Here is a 17,480-nt window from a genome sequence, read left to right on the forward strand (position 1 = left end):
GGGGTCAGGGGAGGTCTGGCCTAGTCCAATGAAACCTATGCTGAAAATGCCGCGTAAATACGAATGCACGGACACTTCAGTGCAATGATAGCGATACCATAAAAGGCTCGAAGGCAAGGAGAGGCGCGATTCGAGCGGGCCGCGCCCCGGTCGTCAGCCGCGTGCGACATTCTCCAGCAATTCGCCGGTGACAGGATAGCCTGCATCGCTGAGGATCGTCAGCCACGGCTTGCCATCCTGCTCCACCACCTGCGGCATGATCGTGCGCACCGGAATCGCTTCGGCTTGCGCGCGGGCTTCCTCGAAGCTGGCAAACAGCGCGAGGCGTTCGAGATTGCGGCGGGTGGGGAAGATCAACTTGATCTCCCCGCGCTCCGCCGCGTCGAGCGCACCTTGCGCACTGGTCCAGAACAGGTGGGTGTTCTCCGCATGGTCGATCGACACATCGACCGCCCCGGTGCCGAGATTGGCGAGGTAGAAGCGCGTGTCATAGACCCGGGCAATCGCCTCGTTCTTGGGGAACCACCGCGCGAACGGGGTGATCTGCGCCAGATCGAGCGTCCAGCCGAAGGCTTCCAGCACCGGGGCCAGTGCGCCCGTTTCTGCCAGCATCGCGCGCGCCTCCGCCGCGCGGGCGGCGTTGATGTCACCGGCCAGCCCGAGTGCGAGGCCGGTCTCCTCCAGCGTCTCGCGCACAGCGGCGATCTGGTGCGCGGCTTCATCGGGGGTGAGGCCGCTGGCTGCTGCCACATCTTCGCCCAGCGCATAATCCGCCGGATCGACCCTGCCTCCCGGAAACACCGCCATCCCGCCCGCAAACGTCATGTTCCGCGAACGCACCGTCATCAGCACCTCCGGCGGTGCCCCGTTGGGGGCATTGCGGAAGATGATGATGGTGGCGGCCGGAATGCCTTGGGGGCTGGAATCACTGGTCATGGCGGTCAAGGATGGCCTTGCGGCTGGCGCTTGCCAAGAGCGAAGGCGCAGTCCTGCCGGGTTTCCGTCGCCCGCCGCAGCGCCGATTGAACCAGCGAGGACAGAGTGTCGGGTTCCTTTACAACCGCGCTCCGGATCCAACGTGGTCAAATCGGAAAAGCGTTGAATTTCCGACATATCTCATGTTTGGCACGCACTGTGCATCATACGTGGCGGTCCTAATGGTCTTCAAAGTGAGGTGCGACCCTTCCTGGTCTCCGGGTTGCGCCTCCCCAAAATGAAAAGCGCTCCGCACTGGTCCTGCGGAGCGCTTTTTCTTTGTGCGTGATGCGCGGGTGCGTCTTCGGCGCTGTTCCTCCGCTACGCTGAGGGCGCCGGTGGGCGGCCGGTCGGCCGTGCATCCGTAGAATAGAAAGGTTGAGGGAGATCAGTGCCCCCCATTCGCTGTGCGAACGGGGAGGGACTGAACGTTCAACCGACCTTGGCGACCCCGCTCTGATCCATCAGCTGCTGCAATTCACCCGCTTCGAACATCTCCATCATGATGTCGCTGCCGCCGATGAATTCGCCCATCACGTAAAGCTGCGGGATGGTCGGCCAGTCGGAGAAAGCCTTGATGCCCTGACGAATTTCCATGTCCTGCAACACGTCCACGCTTTCGTAGGCGACGCCGCAATGGTCGAGGATCGCAACGGCCTTGCTGGAAAAGCCGCACTGCGGGAACAGCGGCGTGCCCTTCATGAACAGGACGACGTCGTTGCTGGTGACAAGATCGGAGATACGGGAATTGGCGTCGGACATGGTGCGTTGCGCCCCTGATGCTTTGGGTGGGTGTTGCGGGATTACGTGGGGACCACGGTGGTGACTTGCAAGGCGTGCAGTTCCCCGCCCATGCGTCCGCCGAACGCGGCATAGACCAGTTTGTGCTGCGCCACGCGGCTGAGACCGGCGAATTGCGGCGCGGTGACAGTGGCTGCCCAGTGGTCATCATCCCCGGCAAGGTCGCGCAATTCCACTGTGGCACCTGGCAGGGCAGCAAGGATTGCGGCTTCGATGGCGCTGGCCGACATCGGCATGGCTCAGACCTCGCCGAACAGCTGACGCCGGGCCTCGACGGTCATGTCTTCCAGCTTGGCGCGGATGTCGGCTTCGCTGACATCGGCTTGCGCGGCCGTCAGATCGCCGAGCAGCTTGCGCACCACATCCTCATCGCCCGATTCCTCGAAATCGGCTTGCACCACGGCCTTGCGGTAGGCGTCGGTTTCTTCCGGGGTGAGCTTCATCAGCCCGGCCGCCCATTCGCCCAGCAGGCGGTTGCGGCGCGCGGCGATGCGGAAGGCGGTGTCATTGTCGAGCGCGAACTTGGCTTCCTCGGCGCGTTCGCGATCCTTGAAGTCGGTCATGTGCTTGCGTGTCCCTTCCGATACGATCCGCGCCAGCGATAGAGGCGGGCGGGCGCAGCTTCAAGCGGGAAGCCGCGCCCGCACGGCACTAATCCATCGTCACGACAAGCTTGCCCACGGCCTCGCGCGCTTCGAGCTTGGCGATGGCATCGCCGGCACGGGCGAGGGGGAAGGTTTCGGAGACCAGCGGATCGATCTTGCCCGCTTTCATCAGATCGAACAGCTCGTTGACCTGCGCGTGGAAGCCCTCGGGATCGCGCGCCGTGAAGGCGCCCCAGAAGACGCCGCAGATGTCGCAGGATTTGAGGAGCGTGAGGTTGAGCGGCATCTTGGCGATCCCGGCGGGGAAGCCGACCACCAGGAAACGCCCCTCCCACGCGATGGCGCGCAGGGCAGGCTCGGAATATTGCCCGCCGACAATGTCATACACGATGTTCGCGCCTTCGGGGCCGCAGGCTTTCTTGAAGGCGTCGGCGAGCGCCTTGGAGGCGTCCTTGTCCATCGCCTCGCGCGGGTAGATCACGACCTCGTCGGCCCCGGCCTTGCGCGCAACTTCGCCCTTGGCCTCGGAGGAGACGGCGGCAACCACACGCGCGCCGAATGCCTTGCTGAGTTCGATGGCCGAAAGCCCCACGCCGCCCGCCGCGCCAAGGATCAAGACGGTGTCGCCCGCCTTGATGTGCCCGCGGTCCTTGAGGCCGTGGATGGTGGTGCCATAGGTCATCAACAGCGAGGCGGCCTTCTCGAACGGCACGCCATCGGGCACCTTGAACATCCGGCCAGCGGGGACAACGACCTTCTCGGCCAGCCCTCCGTTGCCGATCCCGGCCAGCACCCGGTCACCCACGGCAAAGCCTTCGACGCCTTCGCCCACCGCCTCGATCACGCCCGAGATCTCGCCGCCAGGCGAGAAGGGCCGCTGCGGCTTGAACTGGTACATGTCGCGGATGATCAGCCCATCGGGATAGTTGATCGCGCAAGCCTTGACCGCGACCAGCACTTCGCCCTTGCCGGGGGTGGGGGTCTCGACCTCGTCCAGGGTCAGCGTTTCAGGCCCACCGATGGCGTGGGTGCGAATAGCTTTCATTGTGTCCTCTCCCGGTATGGTAATTCTATGCCGCCGCGGTGCCGCGCATCAGCCACGGCTGACCGGCGGTGCGGCTTGCTTCGAAGGCGCCGATGGCCTCGTCCCGCGCCATCGTCAGCCCGACCTCGTCGAGCCCGTGGAGCAGGCAGTGCTTGCGGAACGGGTCGATCTCGAAGACGAAGCGGTCCTGATAGGGGGTGGTGACGGTCTGCGCCTCGAGATCGACGCTGATCTCCAGCCCCTCACGCGCCACTTCCAGCAGCCGGTCGACCGCTTCTTGCGGAAGCACCACGGGCAGGATGCCGTTCTTGACCGCATTGCCCGAATGGATGTCGGAAAAGCTCGGCGCGATCACCACGCGGATGCCAAGGTCGAGCATCGCCCACGCCGCGTGTTCGCGGCTCGATCCGCAGCCGTAATTGTCGCCCGCGATCAAGATCGGCGCACCCTGGTAGGCGGGATCGTCGAAGACATTCCCGGGTTCCGCGCGCAGCGATTCAAATGCGCCCGCGCCAAGGCCTTCGCGGCTGATGGTCTTGAGCCATCTGGCCGGGATGATGATGTCGGTATCAACATTCTTGAGGCCGAGCGGAATGGCGCGGCCTTCGACGTGGGTGAGGGGCTGCATGGGGTTCCTGTCAATCAGTTTGCGGCGGCTCGCCCGACGGAATCGGGCCGGGCTGCGTCGGCTCGTTCGGCTTTTTCTTGCGCTTGTTGGTATAGAGCAGCGCGGCAGCAATCGCCGCCGATCCGATGGCACCGGCAGCAGCAATCGCGGCGTTGCGGGCGGTGTTGTTCTTGGGCTTGTCGGTCATGATGTTACCTTGCGCCTCACGCGGCGGTGTTTCAAGGGGCTGGCGTTACGCCAACTCGCGCACGTCGGTGAGCCGCCCGGTGACGGCGGCAGCCGCTGCCATGGCAGGCGAGACGAGGTGGGTGCGTGCACCGGGACCTTGGCGGCCGACGAAGTTGCGGTTGCTGGTTGAAGCGCAGCGCTCGCCCGCGGGCACCTTGTCGGGGTTCATGCCGAGGCACGCCGAACAGCCCGGCTCGCGCCATTCGAAGCCCGCCTCGGTGAAGATCCGGTCGAGGCCTTCATCCTCGGCCATGGCTTTCACCAGACCCGAGCCGGGGACAACGATTGCCCAGCGGACATTGTCAGCCTTGCGGCGGCCCTTGAGAATCGCGGCGGCGGCGCGCAGGTCTTCGATGCGGCTGTTGGTGCAGCTGCCAATGAACACGTTCTCGATCGGCACCTCGGTCATCGGGGTGCCGGGGGTGAGGCCCATGTAATCGAGCGATTTCTGCGCGGCGACGCGCTTACTCTCGTCGGCGAAGTCCTCGGGGTGCGGCACCGTGCCGCCAATCGGCACGACGTCCTCGGGGCTGGTGCCCCAGGTGACACTGGGTTCGACATCAGCGGCGTTGATCGTGACCGACTTGGCGAAGGTCGCGCCGTCATCGCTGTGAAGCCTGCGCCAATAGGCGACCGCCGCATCCCACTCCGCGCCCTTGGGGGCCATGGGGCGGCCCTTGAGATAGGCGAAGGTGGTGTCATCCGGCGCGATCAGGCCCGCACGCGCGCCGGCCTCGATGCTCATGTTGCAGACGGTGAGGCGTTCCTCGATGGTCATGCGCTCGAACACCTTGCCCCGGTATTCGATCACATAGCCCGATCCGCCCGCTGCCCCGATCCGGCCGATGATGTGGAGGATCAGGTCCTTCGCGCTGATGCCGGGGCCAAGATCGCCCTCGACCCGCACTTCCATCGGCTTCGACTGCTGGAGCAGCAGGGTCTGGGTGGCGAGCACATGCTCGACTTCACTCGTCCCGATCCCGAACGCCAGCGCGCCGAGCCCGCCATGACAGGCGGTATGCGAATCGCCGCAGACGATGGTGGTGCCGGGCAGCGAAAAGCCCTGTTCCGGTCCGACCACGTGGACGATCCCCTGTTCCTTGGCGGTTGCGGGGATGTAACGGATGCCGAAGGCGGGGGCGTTGACCTCGAGCGCGGCGAGCTGCGCTGCGCTTTCGGGATCGGCGATGGGCATCGGCATGCCGTTGGCGTCTCGTCGCGCAGTCGTCGGCAGGTTGTGGTCGGGTACTGCCAGGGTCAATTCGGGCCGCCGCACCGGACGCCCGGCCACTTTCAGCGCCTCGAAGGCCTGCGGGCTGGTGACTTCGTGCACCAGATGCCGGTCAATATAGATCAGCGCCGTCCCATCATCGCGTGTCTCCACGACATGCGCGTCCCAGATCTTTTCGTAGAGGGTGCGAGGGCGGCTAGCCATGATCGGGTCCATTATTCGGGGGTGAGAGTGCGGCCCAATAGTCACGATTGTCGAGCCGTGGCAAGATTGCGGCAATTCATCGACACGCCTTGGTGGAAATTGTCATAATCTTGCGCTAGCTTACAGACATGTCAGCAAACGAATCCCCGGCGGTCGCCTTTCTTCACCCGATCATCGTCCAGCCGGGCGACATCGACTTCATGGGCCACGTCAACAACGCGCGGTATCTCAACTGGGTGCAGGACGCGGTGCTTGCGCACTGGAACAAGCTCGCCCCGGCCGAGGATGTGGCCAGCAAGGCGTGGGTCGCGCTGAAGCATGAGATCACCTATCGCAAGCCCGCCTTTCTTGAGGACGACGTGATCGCCCAGACCGTGCTCGAACGCTTCAACGGCGCGCGCGCGTTCTATTCGACGTTGATCAAGCGCGGCGAAGAGGTGCTGGCCGAGGTGCAATCGAGCTGGTGCTGCATCGATGCAGAAACCCTGCGACCGGCGCGCATCGGCGAGCATCTGCGCGAATTCTTCTTCCCCAAAGGGGAATAAGCGGCAGGCCTGAGCGGCCTGATCGCAATGGCTTCATCCCGAATGCGGCCATTTGCAACCACGCTGCGCAACGCGGTTGGATGGGCCCCCTTGGCGGAGTCACGGCCCGTCGATTCCTAACACGTGATGTTGCAATTCATGCAGCGATGCCTGTGGGTGAGTGCGGGTCACTCACTTAGGAAGACGACATGACCGAAGAACGCATCACGGAAACACGCACGCCTGAAGGCAATACCCACACCACCACCACGATTGTTACAGACCGGGCAAGTTCTGGCGGTGGCACCAAATGGGTCGGGTTGATCGTGCTGGTCCTGATCGCTGTGGCGGCGCTTTTTGTGTTCTCGCAAATGAGCGAATCCGAAGCGGCCAAGGATGCTGCGGTTGCTGAAGCCGCGCAACAGGTGGGCGATGCGGCCGAACAGGTCGGCGCAGCGGCCGAAGAGGCGGTCGACAAGGTCACGAACTGAGCGTGACGTGACGCCTCTGAACGGCGGCATTGTCAGTGGGAGTGTGTCGCCTGCGGCGCGGGCGCGCGCGACCCTCGCGCAAACGCAATTGCCATAGGGGCTTTGCGGACTATACGCATCTGCATGGCTTGCCCGTGCGTATCCTTGGTCCGATGAACCCGCATTTTGCCCCAGGCTTCACGCTGCCTAAGCGGACCTTGCAGAGCGCCATCGGCCTTGCGCTGGCGCTGGCGATTGCCGGGAGCTGGCTGGGGATCCATGCTTACGGCATGTTCGTGTTCGAACTGACCTGGTCGAACTGGCCCTTAGCGCTGGCGCTGGCAGCGGTGCAGTGCTGGCTTTCCGTCGGCGTTTTCATTGTCTGTCACGATGCGATGCACGGGACGCTGGTGCCCGGCCAGCCGCGTATCAACGGAGCCATCGGCGCCGTGCTGCTGGCGCTCTATGCGGGCTTCGCATGGCGGCAGTTGCGCGATGCGCATTTCGATCATCACAAGCTGGCCGGCCATCCGGGTGATCCCGATTTCGACGAGCACAATCCAGCTGATTTCCTGAGGTGGTACCGCACCTTCTTCCGGCGCTATTTCGGCTGGCGTTCGATCCTGTTTGTGCACACCGTGGTCGGGATCTACTGGCTGGTGCTGGATATTCCGATGGTGCAGATCGTGCTGCTCTATGGTCTGCCGGCGCTGGGATCATCGCTCCAGCTGTTCTATTTCGGCACCTTCCGCCCGCACCGCCATGCGCCGGGCGAGGATGCGACGGATTTCGCCGACCGCCACAACACCCGTAGTGAGGATTTCGGCACGCTCGCGAGCCTCGCCTCGTGCTTTCATTTCGGCTATCATCTGGAACACCACCGCCGCCCCGATGTGCCGTGGTGGGCGCTGCCGCGTGCGCGCCGGGCCGGGGTGGGCCGGGTTGAATCGATTGAGAAGGTGCCTGCATGAGCTGGCTCGAAGTGTTTCTCACCGTCATGTCCTCGCTGATCGGGATGGAGCTGTTCGCGTGGTATGCGCACAAGTACATCATGCACGGCTGGGGCTGGGGCTGGCACCGCGATCATCACGAGCCGCATGACAATCTGCTGGAGAAGAACGACCTGTTCGCGGTCGTCTTCGGCACGATCAACGCCGCGATGTATATCTACGGCTCGCTCTACTGGGACTGGCTGTGGTGGTTCGCCGTCGGCATCACGCTCTACGGGGTGATCTATACGCTGGTGCATGACGGCCTCGTCCACCAGCGTTATTGGAAGTGGGTGCCGAGGAAAGGCTACGCCAAGCGGCTGGTGCAGGCGCACAAGCTCCACCATGCGACCATCGGCAAGGAGGGCGGGGTCAGCTTCGGCTTCGTCTTCGCGCGCGATCCGGCCAAGCTGAAAGCCGAGCTCAAGGCGCAAAAGGAAGCGGGGATCGCCGTGGTGCGCGACAGCGCAGGGGCTGAGGGCTTCGAGACCGTGGGGCGTAACCTCTAAGGCGCCTGCGTCAGGCTGAGATTGTTGCCCTCGGGATCGAGGAACCACGCGACCTTCGCGCCCGATGCGGGGTGCGTCCACACGCCGCGCGCGTCCTGCCCGTAGCCCTCGTAGATCGCGAAGGTCACGCCCTTGGCGGTCAGCGCATCGATCATCGCCGTGATATCGGCGACCTGCCAGCCGAGCACTGTATGCTGGCCGGGCTGGTGGTTTTCTATCGCCGTGAGCCGCAGCGTGGTGCCCGCCAGATCATAGCTGACCGCGAAAGGATCTTCGCCGGTTTCGGTGAGGCCCAGGGTTTCGGTGTAGAAGCCGCGCGCCTTGGCCAGATCGGCGGTGAGCACGAAGCAGACGGGCTTGGCATCGGTGAGCATTGCGTCTCTCCCCAACGGGGCGACTCGCCCTGCGCTTGTCCCCCGGGGCCGAGATTACGCTATCTGCCCCTCCGCGCCAAAGGGTCAGCCAGCCGCGAGCCGCGCGGCGTGTTCCTTCACCAGCGCGATCATGTTGGGCACGCCCTGCGTGCGGTTGCTCGAGAGCTGGTTCCTGAGATCGAACGGGGCGAGCGCGCCCATCACGTCCATCTGCGCGACCTCGGCAGCAGGCTTGTCCTGCACCGCGGCGATGACCAGCGCGACAATCCCTTTGGTGATCGCGGCATTGCTGTCGGCGAGGAAGTGGAGCTTTTGCTCCTCCTGCGAGGCGGGATAGACCCAGACCGCCGCCGAACAGCCGCGCACCAGCGTCGCATCGGTCTTGAGCGCATCGGGCATCGGCTCGAGGCTGCGGCCGAGCTCGATCAGCAGGCCGTAACGTTCGTCACCTTCGAGGAATTCATATTCCTCGAGAATATCGGAAAGGGTGCGCAATGACTAACTCCGTTGCCCTGAGCCTGTCGAAGGGCTGCTTCATTTTTGTGCTATCGCCCTAGAAGATCGGGCGATGCTTCGACAAGCTCAGCATGAACGGGGTTGGGAGGAGGCCGTTCCGCGCAATTACCCGCTCAGGCCGCCGGGCCGGGTAAGGGCATAGTAGATCACATAGAACCAGCCGAAGAAGCCGTGGATGGCGGCCCAGATGATCGACTTGTGGAGGCTCCAGCTGATCGCCACCGCGATCGCGCTGCCGAGGCCGATACCCGCCTGCGTCGCGGTATTGCGAGCTGTGCTCACAGCTCGACCCCGCTGGCGATGGCTTCCAGCTTGCGGATGCGCTCCTTGAGATCGGCCAGTTCGATCCGGGCGGTGCCGATGCTGGAACCGTCAGCCGCCGCAGGGTGGTGGACGTTGCGGTCCAGCTCCTGCCGCTTGAGGTCAAGCCAGCCCTGCCAGCCACGCAGCAGCGCGGCGGCGATGACGATGATCGCGATCAGGCCGGATGTGGCGGTGATCACGGAAGGGTCGAGAAGCGGAGTGATCATTTGTGCTGTTCCTCCTTCGCCTGCGGTAGAGCCCGCAGCGCTTCGATTTCGGCCGCGATCTGCGCTGTCACGCGCGCATCGCCGGTGTTGCTGTCGGTGACGATGCGTTCCAGCACTTTCACCCGTTCCTTGAGTTCGCTCACCTCGCGCCGGGCGGCTTCGATTTCGGCCAGGCTGCGCCCATCTTCGCGGGTCACGACCTTCTGGTTGCCGTCCTCATCGGTGATAATCCCGGCGCGGGCCCGGATCGATTCGACGATCCCCCAGATCACGATCGCAACCAGCGCAACGATAGCCCAACTGCTCATGGTGCGACATTCTCCGTCTGGCGCTCTGCGGGGGCCAGCGCGAGGGTATCGCGGCGCAGCGCTTCGATCTCGTCCGCCAGCAGGCTGCCCCGGTCGGTCGCGATCCGTTCCAGCACGCGCAGACGGTCTTCGATCATCTGCTGGCGTTCAGCGATCTCGCGGACGCCGGGGGTGTGCGGGTCGGCGGGAAGCCGGGCTTCATGGCGCAGGCGCTTGCCCTGCATCACCTTGTCGACGATGCCGTTCAGCGTCATGCCCGTGATCAGAGCGATCGCGACGATGGTCATCGCTATCAGAACCATTTCGGCCATCACGCTTCCCCCTTGTCCTTGAGGCCGGACATGGCGCGATCCCGCAGCGCATCGATTTCCGCGCCGAGGTGGTAGCCGCCGTCGGTCACGATCCGTTCGACATTGACCAACCGGTCCTTCATCGCACCGAGTTCAGCGCGCAGTTCGGCGTTTTCCTGGGTGAGCAGAGTAACGCGGTGTGCGGTCTCCTTGTCCGAGCCGGGCTTCAGGGACTGGCCCCACATGCCTTCGAGCGGATACCCGTTCTTGATCTTCATGCGCGTCGTCTGGAACGAGGCGAGAATGCCGAGCGCGCCGAGCGTGAAGCCGCCGCCGATGATCCAGCCGAGATAGGGGAGGAAAGCGTCGAAATTCTCCATCACACGCGCTCCTTCTTATCGAGACCGAGCGGGACGCCCGTGCCATGGTCTGCCGTCCGCACGTCGCGCAGCGCTTCGATTTCCTGGGCGAGCGAGTAGCCACGGTCGGTGACGATTTTCTCGAGCACGATCATGCGATCCTGCATGGCGTCGAGCTTGTCGTGCAGCGCCTTGTTCTCGGCCTTGAGCCGCTCGGTTTCGCCCGTGTCGGGCTTGACGGTCTTGCCGCCCCACTCGTCCTCGAGCGGGTAGCCGTGCTTGGCGCGGATCCAGTTGTTGATCAGCCAGCCTGCGGTGCAGACGATAACGATCATGACGACGAAGGGCGGGGCTCCAAATTCCATCACACGCGCTCCTTCTTCTCGAGGCCGAGCGGCACGCCCGCGCCTTCTTCATCCACCCTGCGGGTGTCGCGCAGGGCCTCGATCTGGGTGGCAATGTCATAGCCGCGGTCGGTGACGATCCGCTCGAGCACCTGCACCCGATCTTCGAGGCGCTGGATCTTCGAGGCGTATTGCGCGGCCTTTTCGGCGGTCTGTTCGGCGGTGGCACCGAGCTGCATTTCAGCCATCTTCTGCTGGTGCTTTGTCCACAGCGCGATGACCGGGATCATCAGGGCGATGATCGGGATCATCACTCCAAGGCTTCCTGCGTCCATGATACGTGTCCCTGTTGCGTGTGTTCGGGCTTAGCGCAGCCGCTCGATCTCGGCGGTCAGGCGCGGGTTGCTGCTGACATAGTGGGTTTCCACTGCGGCCAGACGACGGTCGACGTCACGGAAGGCGGCGCGGATTTCGCGGGCGGTGCGCTTCGGGCTCTGGCGGACGGACTGCCAGTACTTCTGCTCGCTTTCGTCCCGGTAGAGATGCGGCGGCTTCTTGTTGAGGATGAAGCCGGCCACGAAATAGGCCAGGATCGACCAGCCACCGGTGATGAAGATCGAGAAGAACGCGGCCATGCGGACCCAGAAGACGTTCACCCCGGTGTAGTCGGCGATGCCGGAGCACACGCCCATCAGCTTGGCATTGTGCTTGTCACGGTAGAGCGTGGTGCGGGGGCTGTTCATGCGCGGGTTCCCTTCTTCTCGGCAATCAGCGCTTCCAATTCGCGCAGTTGCTGGTTGTCTTGTTCCTGATCGGCGATCAGGCGGCGGGCGGGAGTGAAGCTCGGGTCGTCACTGGCGACCAGACGTTCGACCGTGTCCATCCGTTCATCGAGCCGCTTGGCGAGATTGTAGAGTTCCTCCAGCAGCACTTCGTCATCGACGGTGATCGTGGCGGCGGTCTTCCACTTGGTCATGTAATGCAGGATGACCCAGGGCAAACCGATGAACAGCATCGCGACAACAAGAATGACTTCGAAATCCATGATTTATTCCCCCTTGCTGTCGTCGGCTTTGCCAAGCGCTTTCTTCATCGCGGCCAGTTCGTCATCAATGGCGTCCGATCCGGCGAGCGCGGCGATTTCGTCGGCGAGGCTCGGCGGCCCGTCCTCGGCGATGCGCAGCGCATCGGCGCGGCCTTCGGCGTAATCCACCCGGCGTTCGAGCTGGTCGAAGCGCGCCAGCGCCTCGTCGGTGCGCTCGGTGCTCATCAGCGTGCGCAGCTTGACGCGGTTTTCCGCGCTTTCGAGGCGTGCGGCGATCGCGGTCTGACGGCTGCGGGCTTCGCGCAGACGGTGCTGGAGCTTGGCGATGTCTTCCTCGTAGGCGCGCAGGGCGTCGTCGAGCACGGCGATTTCGCTTTTCAGCTGTTCGGCCATGTCGCTGGCCTTCTTCCGTTCGACCAGTGCGGCGCGGGCGAGGTCTTCGCGGTCCTTGCTCAACGCCAGTTGCGCTTTCTCGCTCCAGTCGGCCTGGAGACGGTCGAGCTTCACGCAGTGGCGATGCATTTCCTTCTGGTCGGCAATGGTGCGCGCCGCGCTGGCGCGGACTTCGACCAGAGTTTCTTCCATCTCGAGGATGATCATGCGGATCATCTTCGACGGATCATCCGCCTTGTCGAGCATGTCGTTGAAGTTGGCGGCAATAATGTCGCGGGTGCGGCTGAAAATGCCCATGAAGGCTACTCCATCGAGAAACGAATTGACCCGGTCCAGGGGAGCGACGCGGTCGTGCTCCTGGTCGGCAGTTGCCCGGCGAGATTGCGACGGGCTGGGGTTGCGGCGCAAGGCCTCGATTTCCTCGTCGAGCCGCGACAGGCGCGTGGACGAAAGCAGGCGGGAGGGTTGGGCCGGAACATCGCTGTCGAAGGCAGCGCGCGTGGGCTTCGCGGTGCGGTCAGCGTCGGCAGGGGGGACATCCTGCATGGGGCGTTCCGGCCCGAGGGGGTCAAAGGGGTCGCCCACCTTATGCGATCTCGATCATCGCGCCGGATTCGGCAGCGGGGTGAGCGATCGGAGCGGCATGGGCAGCGCTGGGCTGGATCTGCGACGACAGCGCGATCATCATCACCATCGCAGCGATGCTGGCCAATGCTGCATGACCGAGCTTGGTGTTCCAGAAGCTGTCCGAGGAGCGGGCGTTTGCGGCGTTGCGGTCGATCATAGTGAGCCTCCCAAGTGCTATGCGTGGTCTTGCCCGGTATTCTGCAACCGCCGTGCCAAACCGCGAAAATGGCGGAATTGCGGGGTTTTTGGAGAGTAGCGCTGTGGAAGCGTTGGTCTGTATTGCCAAGCATTGGTGTTTTTCACTATAGTTTGGATGTGAAGCTCGAAAGCCAATTCATCGGCCAGTCAGGGGCCTTTCTCGACGCGGTCGAACGCGCCAGCCGCGCCGCTGCGATGAACCGTCCCGTATTGGTGATCGGTGAGCGCGGTACGGGTAAAGAACTGATCGCCGAACGCCTTCACCGTCTGTCGAGCCGCTGGGACGAGCCGCTGGTGACGATGAACTGCGCCGCGCTTCCCGAGACGCTGATCGAGGCGGAGCTGTTCGGCCATGAAGCCGGCGCCTTTACCGGCGCGACAAAGACCCGCGTGGGTCGGTTCGAGGAGGCGGATCGCGGGACGTTGTTCCTTGATGAACTCGGCACTCTGTCGATGGGGGCGCAGGAGCGCTTGCTGCGCGCGGTGGAATATGGCGAGATCACACGCATCGGAGCCTCGCGCCCGGTCCGGGTCGACGTGCGGATCGTGGCGGCGACCAATGATGATCTTCCCGCCTTAGCCGCGAGCGGCGAGTTCCGCGCGGATCTGCTCGACCGGCTCAGTTTCGAAGTCATCACCTTGCCGCCCCTCAGGGTGCGCGAGGGCGATATCGGGGTGCTCGCCGAATATTTCGGGCGGCGCATGGCCGCCGAGCTCGACTGGGAGCGCTGGCCGGGGTTCGCCCCGCACGTGATGGATGCGCTTGAGGATCATCCCTGGCCGGGCAATGTCCGCGAGCTGCGCAACGTGGTCGAACGCGCGGTCTATCGCTGGGCGGGCCCCGATATGCCGATCGCGCACGTCCAGTTTGACCCCTTCGAGAGCCCGTGGCGCCCGCGTCCTCCCGAACACCGGCGCAGCCACACGCAAGCTTCAGGAGCGGGCGCTGCCAGCGCGGCGTCCGGCGCTGCGCCGGTGGCGGGCACCGCGCCCAGTTTCGACAGCATTGAAGATCTGCGTGCCGCGGTCGACGCGCATGAGCGGGCGATTCTGGCCCATGCCTTGGGGAAACATCGCTGGAACCAGCGCCAGACTGCCCGCGCGCTTGGCCTCACCTATGATCAACTGCGCCATTGCATTCGCAAGCATTCCCTGATGGAGGGGCAGGACTGAGACCGGGCACCACGCCGGCGCGGTTCGCTCTTGCCAAATCGGGTCTCAGCGATTAGTTGCACCGCCAATCCCGGCATTGTCGAGACAAGGTTTGGATGCTGGCGCCTCCGGGGGCCGGCCCCACACGCCGTTTCTGCAATGCCGAGTCGTATGGAGCATCAATGGCCGATATCGCGCGTCTGACCCAGTTGATCGAACCCGAGGCGACCGCCCTGGGTTTCGAACTGGTGCGCGTCGCGATGCTGCCGTCCGAAGCCGGTGATGGCGGAATGGCCTTGCAGATCATGGCCGAAGATCCTGAGACGGGGCAACTTGTCATCGATCAGTGCGCCGAGCTGTCGCGCCGGGTTTCGGACGTGATCGATGCGGCGGAAGAAGCGGGCCAAGTGCTGATCGAAGGGGCCTACCACCTCGAAGTCAGTTCGCCCGGGATTGACCGTCCGCTCACCCGCGAGAAAGACTTCGCCAATTGGGCTGGGCACGAGGTGCGGATCGTCATGGGCAAGAGCTATGATGGTCAGCGTGTCAACAAAGGCGTGCTCGGCGGGCTTGAGGATGGTATGATCCTCGTCGCGGAAGTGAAGGCGGGCGATGTCCGCCTGCCGCTTGATCAGGTTCACACGGCCAAGCTCGTCCTCACCGACGCGCTGATCGCCGCCACCCGCCCGCTGGACACCAGCGGGGCCGACGAACTCATCGAAGAAGATACAGAGAAGGCAGACGACTGATGAGTGCCATTTCCGCCAACAAGGCTGAACTGCTTGCGATTGCCAACGCGGTCGCTTCGGAAAAGATGATCGACAAGTCCATCGTGATCGAGGCGATGGAAGAAGCGATCCAGAAATCCGCGCGCAACCGCTACGGCGCGGAAAACGACATTCGCGCGAAGCTCGATCCGCTGACCGGCGATCTGACGCTGTGGCGCGTGGTCGAGGTGGTCGAGGAGGTCGAGGACTACTTCAAGCAGGTCGATCTCAAGCAAGCCGAAAAGCTTCAGCCCGGCGCCAAGGTCGGCGACTTCATCGTCGATCCGCTGCCCCCGGTCGATCTCGGCCGCATCGACGCACAGTCGGCCAAGCAGGTGATCTTCCAGAAGGTCCGCGATGCCGAGCGCGAGCGTCAGTATGAAGAGTTTAAGGACCGTCAGGGCGAAGTCATCACCGGCGTGATCAAGTCGGTCGAATTCGGGCACGTGATCGTCAACCTCGGCCGTGCTGAAGGCGTCATCCGCCGCGATCAGCAGATCCCCCGCGAAGCCGCTCGTACCGGCGAGCGGGTGCGTGCGCTCATCACCAAGGTGGAACGCAACAACCGCGGGCCGCAGATCTTCCTCAGCCGTGCGCACCCGGACTTCATGAAGAAGCTGTTCGCGCAGGAAGTGCCCGAAATCTACGACAACATCATCGAGATCAAGGCCGCCGCCCGCGACCCGGGCAGCCGCGCCAAGATCGGCGTGATCAGCCGCGATTCCTCGATCGACCCGGTCGGCGCCTGCGTCGGCATGAAGGGCAGCCGCGTGCAGGCGGTGGTGCAGGAACTCCAGGGCGAGAAGATCGACATCATCCCGTGGAGCGAAGACACCGCGACCTTCGTGGTCAACGCGCTCCAGCCCGCCACGGTCAGCCGCGTCGTGCTCGACGAGGATGATGGCCGCATCGAAGTGGTGGTTCCCGACGATCAGCTGTCGCTGGCCATCGGCCGCCGCGGCCAGAACGTGCGGCTGGCGAGCCAGCTCACCGGCCACCAGATCGATATCATGACCGAGGAAGAGGCTTCCGAGAAGCGTTCCAAGGAATTCGCCGAGCGGTCCAAGATGTTCGAGGAAGAGCTCGACGTCGACGAAACCCTTTCGCAGCTGCTGGTCGCCGAAGGCTTTGCCGAGCTCGAGGAAGTGGCCTATGTCGATCTCGCCGAACTCGCGAGCATCGAAGGCTTCGACGAGGAACTCGCCGAGGAACTCCAGAGCCGTGCCCTCGAAGCGCTCGAGCGTCAGGAAGCCGCGCACCGCGAAGTGCGCCGTGGTCTGGGCGTCGAGGATGCCCTCGCCGAAATCCCGCACCTCACCGAAGCGATGCTGGTCACGCTCGGCAAGGCGGGGATCAAGACCCTCGACGATCTCGCCGATCTCGCCACCGACGAGCTGATCGCCAAGAAGCGCGAAGCGCCGCGCCGCCGGAACAACACCGACGGCCCGCCGCAGCGTCGTCCGCAGCGCGAAACCGACAAGGGCGGCGTGCTGGGCGAATATGGCCTCTCGGAAGAGCAGGGCAACGAGATCATCATGGCCGCGCGTGCGCACTGGTTCGAAGACGAACCTTCCGAGGAGGCCGCCCATGCGGACTCCACCCAATGAGCGCCTGACGTCCGACATCGCTGAGCCGGCGCTCCCCGTGAAGGCGGGGAGCGAGCGGCGCTGTATCCTTACCGGGGACATCTCGGCACGGGACGATCTGTTGCGTCTGGCTATTTCGCCCGACGGACTGGTGCTTCCCGATGCAGGGGCGAAAGCACCCGGACGCGGTGCGTGGATCGGAGTGACCCGCGCTGCGCTTGAAACAGCGCTGGCAGAGGGCCATCTCAAGAAGGCATTGATGCGCGCGTTCAAGGGCGCGCCTCTCACCGTTCCTGACGATTTGCCCGCCATGGTTGAAGCCGCGCTGGTGCGCCAATTGTGCGACCGGCTCGGGCTTGAACTTCGCAGCGGCAATATCGTGATGGGTTCGGCCCGGATCGAAGAGCAGGCGCGCAGCGGACGGATTGCCGTTCTGCTTCACGCTGCCGACAGCAGCGAGGACGGGCGGCGCAAGCTCGATCAGGCGTGGCGCGTCGGCACCGATGCCGAAGGCTCCGGCCTGCGCGGGCAGACCTTGCCTCTGGACCGCACCGCGCTGTCTGTGGCATTGGGCCGCGACAACGTAGTCCACCTGGGCGTCGCCGGCCATCCCGGCGACATGCGCGCCGCAAGCCGCGTGCTGCAGGCGGTTTCCCGGCTGGTGCACTACGTCGGGGATGATCGGGCGAGCGCGACGAACGAAACGGGCCGGGACACCTCCGGCCACGCTGACCAGCCTCAGGGCGGGACGGCGCATATTGATGAATACGTGAAGGACTGAC

General features: G+C 64.2%; 29 protein-coding genes. 8 read left to right on the top strand and 21 right to left on the bottom strand.

What is annotated here, in order from left to right:
* Window positions 1-153 precede the first annotated feature (153 nt).
* The 8 genes from ACLBKT_RS02285 to leuC all read right to left on the bottom strand — a co-directional run bounded on the left by ACLBKT_RS02285 (window position 154) and on the right by leuC (window position 5,717).
* A complete protein-coding gene (locus ACLBKT_RS02285; RefSeq protein ID WP_410181361.1) occupies window positions 154-936 on the bottom strand; it encodes an NUDIX hydrolase in 783 nt (260 codons plus the stop codon).
* Between the two features lie 471 nt (window positions 937-1,407).
* On the bottom strand, window positions 1,408-1,737 hold the full coding sequence (gene grxD, locus ACLBKT_RS02290) for a Grx4 family monothiol glutaredoxin (RefSeq protein WP_410181362.1): 330 nt from the start codon (window positions 1,735-1,737) through the stop codon (window positions 1,408-1,410).
* 41 nt (window positions 1,738-1,778) lie between these two features.
* Window positions 1,779-2,012, bottom strand: a complete 234-nt coding sequence (locus ACLBKT_RS02295) for a BolA/IbaG family iron-sulfur metabolism protein (RefSeq protein ID WP_410181363.1) — start codon at window positions 2,010-2,012, stop codon at window positions 1,779-1,781.
* A 3-nt stretch (window positions 2,013-2,015) separates the two neighbouring features.
* On the bottom strand, window positions 2,016-2,339 hold the full coding sequence (locus ACLBKT_RS02300; protein ID WP_410181364.1) for a DUF1476 domain-containing protein: 324 nt from the start codon (window positions 2,337-2,339) through the stop codon (window positions 2,016-2,018).
* A gap of 88 nt (window positions 2,340-2,427) precedes the next feature.
* Entirely contained in the window at window positions 2,428-3,426 is a 999-nt protein-coding gene (locus ACLBKT_RS02305) for an NADPH:quinone oxidoreductase family protein (protein WP_410181365.1), read from the bottom strand.
* A 25-nt stretch (window positions 3,427-3,451) separates the two neighbouring features.
* Window positions 3,452-4,054, bottom strand: coding sequence for a 3-isopropylmalate dehydratase small subunit (gene leuD, locus ACLBKT_RS02310; RefSeq protein ID WP_410181366.1), 603 nt, complete (start codon window positions 4,052-4,054; stop codon window positions 3,452-3,454).
* A 10-nt stretch (window positions 4,055-4,064) separates the two neighbouring features.
* Window positions 4,065-4,241, bottom strand: coding sequence for an isopropylmalate isomerase (locus ACLBKT_RS02315; RefSeq protein ID WP_410181367.1), 177 nt, complete (start codon window positions 4,239-4,241; stop codon window positions 4,065-4,067).
* Between the two features lie 45 nt (window positions 4,242-4,286).
* Window positions 4,287-5,717 carry a 3-isopropylmalate dehydratase large subunit gene (gene leuC / locus ACLBKT_RS02320; protein WP_410181368.1) on the bottom strand — a complete coding sequence of 477 codons (1,431 nt, stop codon included), beginning with the start codon at window positions 5,715-5,717 and terminating at the stop codon, window positions 4,287-4,289.
* Between the two features lie 128 nt (window positions 5,718-5,845).
* Here leuC and ACLBKT_RS02325 point away from each other — a divergent pair, with 128 nt between their 5' ends.
* From ACLBKT_RS02325 to ACLBKT_RS02340, 4 genes are all read left to right on the top strand, one after another.
* Entirely contained in the window at window positions 5,846-6,262 is a 417-nt protein-coding gene (locus tag ACLBKT_RS02325; RefSeq protein WP_410181369.1) for an acyl-CoA thioesterase, read from the top strand.
* Window positions 6,263-6,450: 188 nt separating this feature from the next.
* Window positions 6,451-6,732, top strand: a complete 282-nt coding sequence (locus ACLBKT_RS02330) for a hypothetical protein (protein ID WP_410181370.1) — start codon at window positions 6,451-6,453, stop codon at window positions 6,730-6,732.
* A gap of 152 nt (window positions 6,733-6,884) precedes the next feature.
* On the top strand, window positions 6,885-7,682 hold the full coding sequence (locus ACLBKT_RS02335; RefSeq protein ID WP_410181371.1) for a fatty acid desaturase: 798 nt from the start codon (window positions 6,885-6,887) through the stop codon (window positions 7,680-7,682).
* A complete protein-coding gene (locus ACLBKT_RS02340; RefSeq protein ID WP_410181372.1) occupies window positions 7,679-8,209 on the top strand; it encodes a sterol desaturase family protein in 531 nt (176 codons plus the stop codon). Before ACLBKT_RS02335 ends, ACLBKT_RS02340 begins: the two co-directional genes overlap by 4 nt.
* On the opposite strand, the gene ACLBKT_RS02345 is transcribed toward ACLBKT_RS02340, so the two are convergent.
* The 13 genes from ACLBKT_RS02345 to ACLBKT_RS02405 all read right to left on the bottom strand — a co-directional run bounded on the left by ACLBKT_RS02345 (window position 8,206) and on the right by ACLBKT_RS02405 (window position 13,152).
* Complete coding sequence (locus tag ACLBKT_RS02345; protein ID WP_410181373.1) at window positions 8,206-8,583, bottom strand: VOC family protein; 378 nt, start codon at window positions 8,581-8,583, stop codon at window positions 8,206-8,208. The two genes, ACLBKT_RS02340 and ACLBKT_RS02345, sit on opposite strands and share 4 nt — an antisense overlap.
* 84 nt (window positions 8,584-8,667) lie before the next feature.
* On the bottom strand, window positions 8,668-9,078 hold the full coding sequence (locus tag ACLBKT_RS02350; protein ID WP_410181374.1) for a SufE family protein: 411 nt from the start codon (window positions 9,076-9,078) through the stop codon (window positions 8,668-8,670).
* Window positions 9,079-9,204: 126 nt separating this feature from the next.
* The gene (locus ACLBKT_RS02355; RefSeq protein WP_410181375.1) at window positions 9,205-9,381 is read right to left on the bottom strand and encodes a hypothetical protein; all 177 of its coding nucleotides are present in this window, start codon (window positions 9,379-9,381) and stop codon (window positions 9,205-9,207) included.
* On the bottom strand, window positions 9,378-9,629 hold the full coding sequence (locus ACLBKT_RS02360; protein ID WP_410181376.1) for a hypothetical protein: 252 nt from the start codon (window positions 9,627-9,629) through the stop codon (window positions 9,378-9,380). Before ACLBKT_RS02360 ends, ACLBKT_RS02355 begins: the two co-directional genes overlap by 4 nt.
* Window positions 9,626-9,937, bottom strand: a complete 312-nt coding sequence (locus tag ACLBKT_RS02365; protein ID WP_410181377.1) for a hypothetical protein — start codon at window positions 9,935-9,937, stop codon at window positions 9,626-9,628. The genes ACLBKT_RS02360 and ACLBKT_RS02365 overlap by 4 nt, the downstream gene beginning before the upstream one ends.
* On the bottom strand, window positions 9,934-10,248 hold the full coding sequence (locus tag ACLBKT_RS02370) for a hypothetical protein (RefSeq protein WP_410181378.1): 315 nt from the start codon (window positions 10,246-10,248) through the stop codon (window positions 9,934-9,936). Before ACLBKT_RS02370 ends, ACLBKT_RS02365 begins: the two co-directional genes overlap by 4 nt.
* A complete protein-coding gene (locus ACLBKT_RS02375) occupies window positions 10,248-10,607 on the bottom strand; it encodes a hypothetical protein (RefSeq protein ID WP_410181379.1) in 360 nt (119 codons plus the stop codon). The genes ACLBKT_RS02370 and ACLBKT_RS02375 overlap by 1 nt, the downstream gene beginning before the upstream one ends.
* A complete protein-coding gene (locus ACLBKT_RS02380; protein ID WP_410181380.1) occupies window positions 10,607-10,951 on the bottom strand; it encodes a hypothetical protein in 345 nt (114 codons plus the stop codon). The genes ACLBKT_RS02375 and ACLBKT_RS02380 overlap by 1 nt, the downstream gene beginning before the upstream one ends.
* Entirely contained in the window at window positions 10,951-11,265 is a 315-nt protein-coding gene (locus ACLBKT_RS02385; RefSeq protein WP_410181381.1) for a hypothetical protein, read from the bottom strand. The genes ACLBKT_RS02380 and ACLBKT_RS02385 overlap by 1 nt, the downstream gene beginning before the upstream one ends.
* A gap of 30 nt (window positions 11,266-11,295) precedes the next feature.
* On the bottom strand, window positions 11,296-11,673 hold the full coding sequence (gene pspC / locus ACLBKT_RS02390; RefSeq protein WP_166547423.1) for an envelope stress response membrane protein PspC: 378 nt from the start codon (window positions 11,671-11,673) through the stop codon (window positions 11,296-11,298).
* The gene (gene pspB / locus ACLBKT_RS02395) at window positions 11,670-11,975 is read right to left on the bottom strand and encodes an envelope stress response membrane protein PspB (protein WP_410181382.1); all 306 of its coding nucleotides are present in this window, start codon (window positions 11,973-11,975) and stop codon (window positions 11,670-11,672) included. The genes pspC and pspB overlap by 4 nt, the downstream gene beginning before the upstream one ends.
* Window positions 11,976-11,978: 3 nt before the next feature.
* A complete protein-coding gene (pspA, locus tag ACLBKT_RS02400; RefSeq protein WP_410181383.1) occupies window positions 11,979-12,914 on the bottom strand; it encodes a phage shock protein PspA in 936 nt (311 codons plus the stop codon).
* Window positions 12,915-12,954: 40 nt separating this feature from the next.
* Window positions 12,955-13,152 (bottom strand): hypothetical protein, encoded by a 198-nt coding sequence (locus ACLBKT_RS02405; protein WP_410181384.1) that lies wholly within the window; start codon window positions 13,150-13,152, stop codon window positions 12,955-12,957.
* A 158-nt stretch (window positions 13,153-13,310) separates the two neighbouring features.
* Here ACLBKT_RS02405 and pspF point away from each other — a divergent pair, with 158 nt between their 5' ends.
* From pspF to ACLBKT_RS02425, 4 genes are all read left to right on the top strand, one after another.
* Entirely contained in the window at window positions 13,311-14,366 is a 1,056-nt protein-coding gene (pspF, locus tag ACLBKT_RS02410; RefSeq protein ID WP_410181385.1) for a phage shock protein operon transcriptional activator, read from the top strand.
* Between the two features lie 161 nt (window positions 14,367-14,527).
* The gene (rimP, locus tag ACLBKT_RS02415; protein ID WP_410181386.1) at window positions 14,528-15,094 is read left to right on the top strand and encodes a ribosome maturation protein RimP; all 567 of its coding nucleotides are present in this window, start codon (window positions 14,528-14,530) and stop codon (window positions 15,092-15,094) included.
* Window positions 15,091-16,719 carry a transcription termination factor NusA gene (gene nusA / locus ACLBKT_RS02420; protein ID WP_410183631.1) on the top strand — a complete coding sequence of 543 codons (1,629 nt, stop codon included), beginning with the start codon at window positions 15,091-15,093 and terminating at the stop codon, window positions 16,717-16,719. The genes rimP and nusA overlap by 4 nt, the downstream gene beginning before the upstream one ends.
* Window positions 16,700-17,479, top strand: coding sequence for a DUF448 domain-containing protein (locus ACLBKT_RS02425; protein WP_410181387.1), 780 nt, complete (start codon window positions 16,700-16,702; stop codon window positions 17,477-17,479). Before nusA ends, ACLBKT_RS02425 begins: the two co-directional genes overlap by 20 nt.
* Window position 17,480 lies beyond the last annotated feature (1 nt).

The sequence above is a fragment of the Erythrobacter sp. W302b genome, from assembly GCF_046452395.1.
In the GTDB taxonomy this organism is placed as follows: domain Bacteria; phylum Pseudomonadota; class Alphaproteobacteria; order Sphingomonadales; family Sphingomonadaceae; genus Erythrobacter.

What these genes read in the sequence shown, in the direction of transcription:
- ACLBKT_RS02285 (WP_410181361.1), bottom strand. Translation starts at nt 936, where the DNA reads ATGACCAGTGATTCCAGCCCCCAAGGCATTCCGGCCGCCACCATCATC.
- grxD (WP_410181362.1), bottom strand. Translation starts at nt 1,737, where the DNA reads ATGTCCGACGCCAATTCCCGTATCTCCGATCTTGTCACCAGCAACGAC.
- ACLBKT_RS02295 (WP_410181363.1), bottom strand. Translation starts at nt 2,012, where the DNA reads ATGCCGATGTCGGCCAGCGCCATCGAAGCCGCAATCCTTGCTGCCCTG.
- ACLBKT_RS02300 (WP_410181364.1), bottom strand. Translation starts at nt 2,339, where the DNA reads ATGACCGACTTCAAGGATCGCGAACGCGCCGAGGAAGCCAAGTTCGCG.
- ACLBKT_RS02305 (WP_410181365.1), bottom strand. Translation starts at nt 3,426, where the DNA reads ATGAAAGCTATTCGCACCCACGCCATCGGTGGGCCTGAAACGCTGACC.
- leuD (WP_410181366.1), bottom strand. Translation starts at nt 4,054, where the DNA reads ATGCAGCCCCTCACCCACGTCGAAGGCCGCGCCATTCCGCTCGGCCTC.
- ACLBKT_RS02315 (WP_410181367.1), bottom strand. Translation starts at nt 4,241, where the DNA reads ATGACCGACAAGCCCAAGAACAACACCGCCCGCAACGCCGCGATTGCT.
- leuC (WP_410181368.1), bottom strand. Translation starts at nt 5,717, where the DNA reads ATGGCTAGCCGCCCTCGCACCCTCTACGAAAAGATCTGGGACGCGCAT.
- ACLBKT_RS02325 (WP_410181369.1), top strand. Translation starts at nt 5,846, where the DNA reads ATGTCAGCAAACGAATCCCCGGCGGTCGCCTTTCTTCACCCGATCATC.
- ACLBKT_RS02330 (WP_410181370.1), top strand. Translation starts at nt 6,451, where the DNA reads ATGACCGAAGAACGCATCACGGAAACACGCACGCCTGAAGGCAATACC.
- ACLBKT_RS02335 (WP_410181371.1), top strand. Translation starts at nt 6,885, where the DNA reads ATGAACCCGCATTTTGCCCCAGGCTTCACGCTGCCTAAGCGGACCTTG.
- ACLBKT_RS02340 (WP_410181372.1), top strand. Translation starts at nt 7,679, where the DNA reads ATGAGCTGGCTCGAAGTGTTTCTCACCGTCATGTCCTCGCTGATCGGG.
- ACLBKT_RS02345 (WP_410181373.1), bottom strand. Translation starts at nt 8,583, where the DNA reads ATGCTCACCGATGCCAAGCCCGTCTGCTTCGTGCTCACCGCCGATCTG.
- ACLBKT_RS02360 (WP_410181376.1), bottom strand. Translation starts at nt 9,629, where the DNA reads ATGATCACTCCGCTTCTCGACCCTTCCGTGATCACCGCCACATCCGGC.
- ACLBKT_RS02365 (WP_410181377.1), bottom strand. Translation starts at nt 9,937, where the DNA reads ATGAGCAGTTGGGCTATCGTTGCGCTGGTTGCGATCGTGATCTGGGGG.
- ACLBKT_RS02370 (WP_410181378.1), bottom strand. Translation starts at nt 10,248, where the DNA reads ATGGCCGAAATGGTTCTGATAGCGATGACCATCGTCGCGATCGCTCTG.
- ACLBKT_RS02375 (WP_410181379.1), bottom strand. Translation starts at nt 10,607, where the DNA reads ATGGAGAATTTCGACGCTTTCCTCCCCTATCTCGGCTGGATCATCGGC.
- ACLBKT_RS02380 (WP_410181380.1), bottom strand. Translation starts at nt 10,951, where the DNA reads ATGGAATTTGGAGCCCCGCCCTTCGTCGTCATGATCGTTATCGTCTGC.
- ACLBKT_RS02385 (WP_410181381.1), bottom strand. Translation starts at nt 11,265, where the DNA reads ATGGACGCAGGAAGCCTTGGAGTGATGATCCCGATCATCGCCCTGATG.
- pspC (WP_166547423.1), bottom strand. Translation starts at nt 11,673, where the DNA reads ATGAACAGCCCCCGCACCACGCTCTACCGTGACAAGCACAATGCCAAG.
- pspB (WP_410181382.1), bottom strand. Translation starts at nt 11,975, where the DNA reads ATGGATTTCGAAGTCATTCTTGTTGTCGCGATGCTGTTCATCGGTTTG.
- pspA (WP_410181383.1), bottom strand. Translation starts at nt 12,914, where the DNA reads ATGCAGGATGTCCCCCCTGCCGACGCTGACCGCACCGCGAAGCCCACG.
- ACLBKT_RS02405 (WP_410181384.1), bottom strand. Translation starts at nt 13,152, where the DNA reads ATGATCGACCGCAACGCCGCAAACGCCCGCTCCTCGGACAGCTTCTGG.
- rimP (WP_410181386.1), top strand. Translation starts at nt 14,528, where the DNA reads ATGGCCGATATCGCGCGTCTGACCCAGTTGATCGAACCCGAGGCGACC.
- ACLBKT_RS02425 (WP_410181387.1), top strand. Translation starts at nt 16,700, where the DNA reads ATGCGGACTCCACCCAATGAGCGCCTGACGTCCGACATCGCTGAGCCG.